Source organism: Streptomyces sp. NPDC003032, assembly GCF_053591415.1.
On the sequence record NZ_JBSFTT010000044.1, the window covers coordinates 47,241 to 53,570 of the forward strand.

Here is a 6,330-nt window from a genome sequence, read left to right on the forward strand (position 1 = left end):
GGTCTTTACGCCACATCGAGAGCCCAGTACAGGCACGCCATGGGGTTTGATCCTTTTGCGAGCAGGTCGTACTGCGGTGAGGGCGCTGCCTAGTGCGCCGGTCGGGTAACTGTGAAGTATTGGCAGCTCATTGCGCAGCGCCAAAGGTGAGCAGGGGCACGTCGTACAGCGCGGGGTTGCGCGGCCGGGTCATGATCGGCGCGACGACCTCGACCACGAAGAGCTCGCTGAGGAACTGGACCTTGGCGCTCAGCAGGTGGCTGGTTCGGCCGTCAGCCGATTGTGCCTTAAGCCCGGCGGAAACGTGGATATGCGGGAGGATGCCGCCGGTCTCCGGATCGTGGGCGAGGGTGCCAGCGCCGAAAGCCTCGACGTTAGTGACGAACGTCTTGGCCCAGACGGGAGCGTCCGGGTCGTCCAACTTCTCACAGGCTCCCACGATTTCAGCTTCAGCGAAGGCGCCGATGAACGAGGGAACGTAGCCCTGACGAATCTCGTTCTCGCGGCAGAACACGGAGAGCGCGTCGAAGAAGTCCTCGCCGTGGTCGAAGGTGACGCCGAAGGTTCGGCCGATCGTCAGTTCGTGGGCACGCATGCGGGAATCCTTAGAGTCTGAAGGCGGGCTGTTGAGCGGTGGTTCACTCCGCAAAGGTCGCGAAGGCATCGGTGATCGCGCTGCGGTCGGCGTCCTGGGCCAGCAGCGCATGCAGCAGGAGCCTCGCCTGGTACGGGCCGAGGTCGTTGGCCGGGATGAGACCGCGGCCGATAAGGTCCTTCTCTGATCCGGGGAAGCTGTACGTTCCGGTCAGGACGGGGCCGTTGCCGATGCGCGAGGCGAGGACCACAGGAATGCGCGAGGCGAGTTCACCCAGTGCCTCGACGAGCGGCTGCGGGACGTGGCCAACGCCGAAGGCCGCAACGACGAGGCCGTCGCACTGGCCGTCCCACGCGTGCAGCAGGGTGCCGTCGTCGCCAAGGCTGACGGTGTACAGGCCCACACGCGCGTCACGGCTCGGCGGCAGTACCACACTGTGCCGTCGTGGCAGGGGCATTGTCAGGCGTACACGGTCTTCGGCGACACGGCCGAGGGGGCCTGTGCCAGGTGAGGTGAAGGCTGCGGGGCTGGTGCTGTGCGCCTTGCGGACGTGCCGGGCCGCGTGGATCTCATCGTTCAGCAGGACCAGAGCGCCGGCTCCGCGCAGCTGGGGCTCGGCTGCGGCAAGAACAGCTGCGTACAGGTTGGCAGGTCCGTCGGGTCCAGCCATGGTGGGGTTGCGCATGGCACCGGTGACGATAAGTGGCTCGTGACGGCTGTGGTGGAGATCGAGGAAGAACGCGGTCTCCTCAATGGTGTCCGTGCCCTGCGTGATCACGACTCCGTCAATGTCGCCACCATGGAGGTTCTTATCGATTGCCGCGCTGAGTTCGGTGAGGTCGTCGAAGGTGAGCGAGGCACCGGGTACTCGGCGGAAGTCGTGCACACGCAGGTGGATGCCGCGGCGGTCCAGGCCGGGTACGGCTGCGAGGAGGTCCCGGGCAGACAGGGCCGGTACGACACCTCCGGTCGTCGAGTCGGTGCTCATGGCGATGGTGCCGCCCAGTGAATAGACCGCCACCGTTGCTGTCGCGTCGGCCATTGCCCCAACTCCCCTCCCGTACCTGCCCGCTCGCATCTCAGTAGATCTCACTCGACGGAGATCCTTCGGTGCAGGCTATCGGGTCTCCTCGGGATGGCCGCCAGCCTTGGGCTGCAATTCGGTGGCCGCGTAGGAGCAGGCGATGTCCAGGGCGTCGAGGCTGAGGTGGCGGCTACGAGGTCTGGCCAGCCCTGCGGTGCCCTCGGCTGCGAGCTGTCGGCAGCGGCGGGTCAGCCACGGGCGGTCGAGGCCGAGGTAATCCGCGGTTGCTGCCAGCCGTTGTCCAGGCGTCGATCCAGCCGTGATCGTGTGTGCCTGCGCGTGCCCGGTAAGGTCCATGAACGTCCTCAGCATGGGAGCTGCGGCGGCCAGAGCGGTCTGGGGCGAGGGCTCGGCACGCACCCAAGTAGCGATGGCGGCACGGCGTCCGGGGACCAGTACGAAACCGTCCGTCTGCTGGAGGTCTGGCTCGTCGGTGAGCCAGGTCGTGACGCCGTACGACTCCATTAATGCGAGCGCGAGGAACAGCAGGACACGCTCGTACGTGGGCGAGGCAGTGACCTCGGAACGGGGGATGCAGAAGGCTCGCCCGACGCCGCTGTGGGCCTGTCTGGGAGCCATCTCCTGGAGGTAGCGGTGTTTGTGCTGGAAGATCAGCCATGTCGCGGCCTCTTCCCCGCGCTGTTCGCGGGTCCAGAAGACCGGGTCGTCGGCCAGTGCGTCGCGCTGTTCGAGGATGAACGAGGCACACATCTGGGAGCCGACGAGCATCTGCGATCCGTCGGCGAGGCTGTCTCGGGCGGGCATCGTGCCGTTGTCTGCTGAACGGGGCTGCGGCGAAGGAGCCAGCAGGTCGTGGAGGGCTGTGTCGTCGCCAAGAATGGCGGAATCGAACCCCGCTACAGCCCACAGGATTCCGTAGGTGAGGTCGTCGAGTTCGTAGGCCACGGGGATAGCGAGGACGCCGCCCGCCTGGTGCCGGTCGCCTTGGCGTGCGTCCATGACGAAGTGCCGTCGTGTCCCGTCGACGGTGCGGGAGGTGGCGAGCAGTGCCCGGAGCGGCATCCGGCTCCATGTCTCGGTGTCCGTGTTCAGTGGGAGCCACAGCGTGTCGCCACGGAATGAGGTGGCCGGTCTGGTTAGCGCCGGCAGCATCGTGGGAGCAAGATTGCGGCCTCCGGGCAGGAGAAGGTGACTTGGTCCCTCTGTGAGCGTCTCACCGGCGTCCAGGCTTACAGGTGGCTGAGTTTGGCGAGGAAGCAGCAGTGGAGAGATCTCGGGAGGTACCTCGAGGCCGGAGAGGAACTCGGCGATCTTGTCGATATTGGTGAGGCGTCGACTCCCGGCTTCAAGCATCGAGAGGAACGCTTGGCTGAGGCCCGTTAGTTGGGCAATGTCGTCTTGGCGCAGTGACCCTTGTTGGCGGATAAGCTGCGTTGCCCCTCCAAAGTCCCAGGCCGCCAACGCCTGTTGGACCTCCGGGCTTCGCCAAACGCGCTCTGGCACGGAAGGGGCGGGTGGACTGAAGCTGTGCGAGCGAAGACAGGCTGAGCACAGCGTTCCTGAGTTGTACTGGCTCAGCTGATAGCCGCACTGTTCACAGCGTCGCGGCGACTGCGCCAACACCTCTGCCTCCCGGCTGACCACGCCCTGGCGGGCTCAACTGCGCCTGGTGAAACTGAAATCACTCCAGTGATATCACCTGCGAAATGTGTGCGCCGCGCGTTTTCCCATCACTCTGGGACTCCCGCAGTGCGCGGCGCCGACGAACCCCCCGGGAGCGGATCTTTCGGGCGCGCCTAGCGCGCTGTGGGCCCGCAGCTGTCCCTGAACATGTCCTCCGGAGTCCAAGGTGTCCTCGGCCTTACACGTACGGCTGGCACAACCCCTGCTGTCGGGTCGCTCGCGGGCGACGGCACGGCAGGCTCGCTCGCGTTGCGGCATGCGCCCCTCCCTGGAGGCAGCCCGTGGTCGTTAGCTTCTCCGCCGTAGTGCTCCTGGGTGTGATCGTCTTTCTGCTCGTGAAAAGAGCCGGCCTGAACATCGGCCACGCCGTCGTGTGCGTCCTGTTCGGCTTCTTCCTGGCTGGGAGCTCCGCGGCTCCGAGCATCAGGGACGGTGTGCAGGACGCAGCACAGCTGATCGAAAAGCTCGACTTCTAGACCGACCGTCTGGGTGCGGGCGAGGTTCTGGCTCCCCTCCCTTTACCGCTGCGCCCTGACGGTCTTTCCACTACCGGATGCGACCCAAGGACTGTTGATGACGCCGATTCCAGCTGTGCCGCGGACCTGACTGCGGATACGGCAACCGCCGCCGCCCCGCTGCAGCCTGCGCGCCCCGCGCTTGCAGCGAAGCGCGGAGCGCGCCTCCTGGCCCTGCCACGGAAGGCCCGGTGTGCGGGGCTGCAGCAGCTTCTCGGGGGCGAGCGGGGCCGTCATGAATAGACACAGACCGGCCCTGGTCAGGCATCCCGCCCGTGACGACGCCCAGTTACGCGTGGTGGTCGAGGACGCGGCGATGGGCCGATGGGAAGGTGCCAGGGAGCTGCTTGCTTTTACAGGCTCGGACTGGGATCGGCGCATCTTTCGCCTACAGGTCCTCGCCCGTGCTGGTGCGCGGCTGACGTTCGCTGACACATGGGCGCAAGCTGAGCCGCGCTCCCCGCACGCTCTTGCCCTTTTGGCTAACGTTCTGGCCCTGCGGTCCATGGCCAGCAGTCGAGGACGCGGTCGCAGTGAGGCGATGGAGCAGGCGTGGGATACGTGCGATGCCGCCGCGGATGCGATGCCGGACGACCCTTCGCCCCACATTGTCATGCTCGCACTAATTCGCTTTCACTCGCCGCCCCGAGACCACACCTGGCGCTCCACGGTGCGTCAGCTGTGGGGACAGGTGAAGGAGCGCGACCCGTGGAATCGGGAGGCTCACCACGAGCTGCTCACCTACATGTTCCCCTCCTGGCACGGCACGGGAGGGGAGATGTTCCACTGGGTTCAAGAACAGTGCACGCATGCCCCACGCGGCCTGCCGGTGCACGTCTTGCCCCTGGTCGCCCTCGCCGAGTCACACCGGCGGCGCATGGAAGTGGAGGGGCACCGCTACGGGCTGACCGTCCACCCCTGGACGGACAACCCGTCGACCTGGCAGGCGTTTGAGAACTGGTGGGCCCATCGGGCACCCAGCCGTCCTCACGCCGCGTTCCATGAGGACGCCAACTACCTCGCCCACGCCCTGTCGTTCGCCAACCGGCACCGTGAAGCCGGAGAAGTCTTCGACGCCATCGGCCCGTACGCCACCGACGTGCCGTGGAGCTACTGCGGCGACGCCCGCACGCTGTTCACCCGTCACCGCGCCTGGGCCGTGAAGGCCACCGCGCCGTAGCTGCGCCGCGGCCGCAAAGTCCCAACTTCTCTTCCCGACCCATCAGTTAGTTTCGACGAGGATGAAGGAATCAGCCGAATGCCCTTGGACATACCGAGCGTCACGCCTTCGGAAGAAGAGCGTCTGGCCGAACTCGGCATCACCCAGACCCTGGACCGCTCCATGTCCGGGCGCCAGAACTTCGCCGTCTCGTTCACCATCATCAGCATCCTGTCCGGCTGTCTGACCATGTACGGGTTCGGCATGAACACCGGCGGACCTGCCCTGATCATGTGGGGCTGGGTGCTCGTCGGCCTGATGACGCTGTTCGTCGGGCTGGCCATGGCCGAGGTCTGCTCGTCGTACCCGACGTCGGCTGGCCTGTACTTCTGGGCCCACAAGCTCGCCCCCCCCGCAAGTCCGCGCCCGCCTGGGCGTGGTTCACCGGCTGGTTCAACACCCTCGGCCAGGTCGCCGTCACTGCGGGCATCGACTTCGGTGCCGCCTCTTTCCTCAACGCCTACCTGAACCTGCAGTCCGGTTACGCCGCCAGCCCCGGGCACACCATCACGCTCTTCGGCCTCATCCTGCTGCTGCACGCCGTGGTGAACACCTTCCGGGTGCGCGTCGTGGGCTTCTTCAACACCATCTCCGTGGGGTGGCACCTCATTGGTGTCGTGGTGATCGTCGGCGCACTGCTCCTCGTGCCCGACCGGCACCAGTCCCCCGGATTCGTGTTCACCGAGTTCGTCATCGAAAAGATGTCGCAAAAAAATCGGACTATCACAAAACCCCAGGTCAGACCACATTTTCGGTCCTATCCAACGACCGAAACCCCTTAGAGCGTCAAACGAGCGTCAGCAGCTACGCATAGCCAGCCCTTCAGGACCGGATTGGCTTTGGGGCCTCACGTCGATCTCGACAGACGGGGGCAGCAAGCGCTAGGGACCCATCGTTACATCTGGCAGCCACTTGCACACTGTACGTAGTGGATGCCATCTGGTAGTCGCCCTCCAAAGTGCGCACGGCAACAGACTCCCGTCATCGTGGAGTCCGGTAACCAGAAGCCCTTCCCCCACGGACTACGCGACGAGGGACAGGCGGCCATCCATGCTTTCCCACGCATCAAGTACCGCTTCGTGGGCTCCCGGCTGGAGATGCGCATAGCGCTCGGTTGTCTGGTAGTTCGCGTGCCCGAGCAAGTGCTGGACCTCGTAGAGCGAGACCCCTGTCTGGACTACTGACCTTGAATGCGTGATGTCGTCATGGTGGCTGGCGTCGGAGGCCGGTGCCGGTGAGGCAGCCGTCGAGGATGTTGTGGCGGTACTGGAGC

5 protein-coding genes and 3 pseudogenes are annotated in these 6,330 nt (G+C 65.6%); 3 read left to right on the plus strand and 5 right to left on the minus strand.

Translation table 11 applies throughout. From position 1 onward, the window contains the following. Nucleotides 1–127: 127 nt before the first annotated feature. From ACWDZ7_RS36990 to ACWDZ7_RS37005, 4 genes and pseudogenes are all read right to left on the minus strand, one after another. Nucleotides 128–595, minus strand: a complete 468-nt coding sequence (locus tag ACWDZ7_RS36990; RefSeq protein WP_451803135.1) for a PPC domain-containing DNA-binding protein — start codon at nucleotides 593–595, stop codon at nucleotides 128–130. 43 nt (nucleotides 596–638) lie between these two features. Continuing rightward, nucleotides 639–1,673, minus strand: a complete 1,035-nt coding sequence (locus ACWDZ7_RS36995; RefSeq protein ID WP_451803136.1) for an asparaginase — start codon at nucleotides 1,671–1,673, stop codon at nucleotides 639–641. 39 nt (nucleotides 1,674–1,712) lie between these two features. After that, nucleotides 1,713–2,702, minus strand: a complete 990-nt coding sequence (locus tag ACWDZ7_RS37000; protein WP_451803139.1) for a hypothetical protein — start codon at nucleotides 2,700–2,702, stop codon at nucleotides 1,713–1,715. A gap of 240 nt (nucleotides 2,703–2,942) precedes the next feature. Further along, nucleotides 2,943–3,284 (minus strand): annotated as a pseudogene (locus tag ACWDZ7_RS37005) (helix-turn-helix domain-containing protein); the annotation flags it as partial. Nucleotides 3,285–3,604: 320 nt separating this feature from the next. Between ACWDZ7_RS37005 and ACWDZ7_RS37010 the strand changes: the two are divergent. From ACWDZ7_RS37010 to ACWDZ7_RS37020, 3 genes and pseudogenes are all read left to right on the plus strand, one after another. Further along, the gene (locus tag ACWDZ7_RS37010) at nucleotides 3,605–3,799 is read left to right on the plus strand and encodes a hypothetical protein (protein WP_451803137.1); all 195 of its coding nucleotides are present in this window, start codon (nucleotides 3,605–3,607) and stop codon (nucleotides 3,797–3,799) included. A gap of 652 nt (nucleotides 3,800–4,451) precedes the next feature. Beyond that, entirely contained in the window at nucleotides 4,452–5,018 is a 567-nt protein-coding gene (locus tag ACWDZ7_RS37015) for a hypothetical protein (protein WP_451803138.1), read from the plus strand. A 78-nt stretch (nucleotides 5,019–5,096) separates the two neighbouring features. After that, nucleotides 5,097–5,749, plus strand: a pseudogene (locus ACWDZ7_RS37020) (amino acid permease); the annotation flags it as partial. A gap of 330 nt (nucleotides 5,750–6,079) precedes the next feature. Here the strand turns inward: ACWDZ7_RS37020 and ACWDZ7_RS37025 are convergent. Further along, nucleotides 6,080–6,330, minus strand: a pseudogene (locus ACWDZ7_RS37025) (hypothetical protein); the annotation flags it as partial.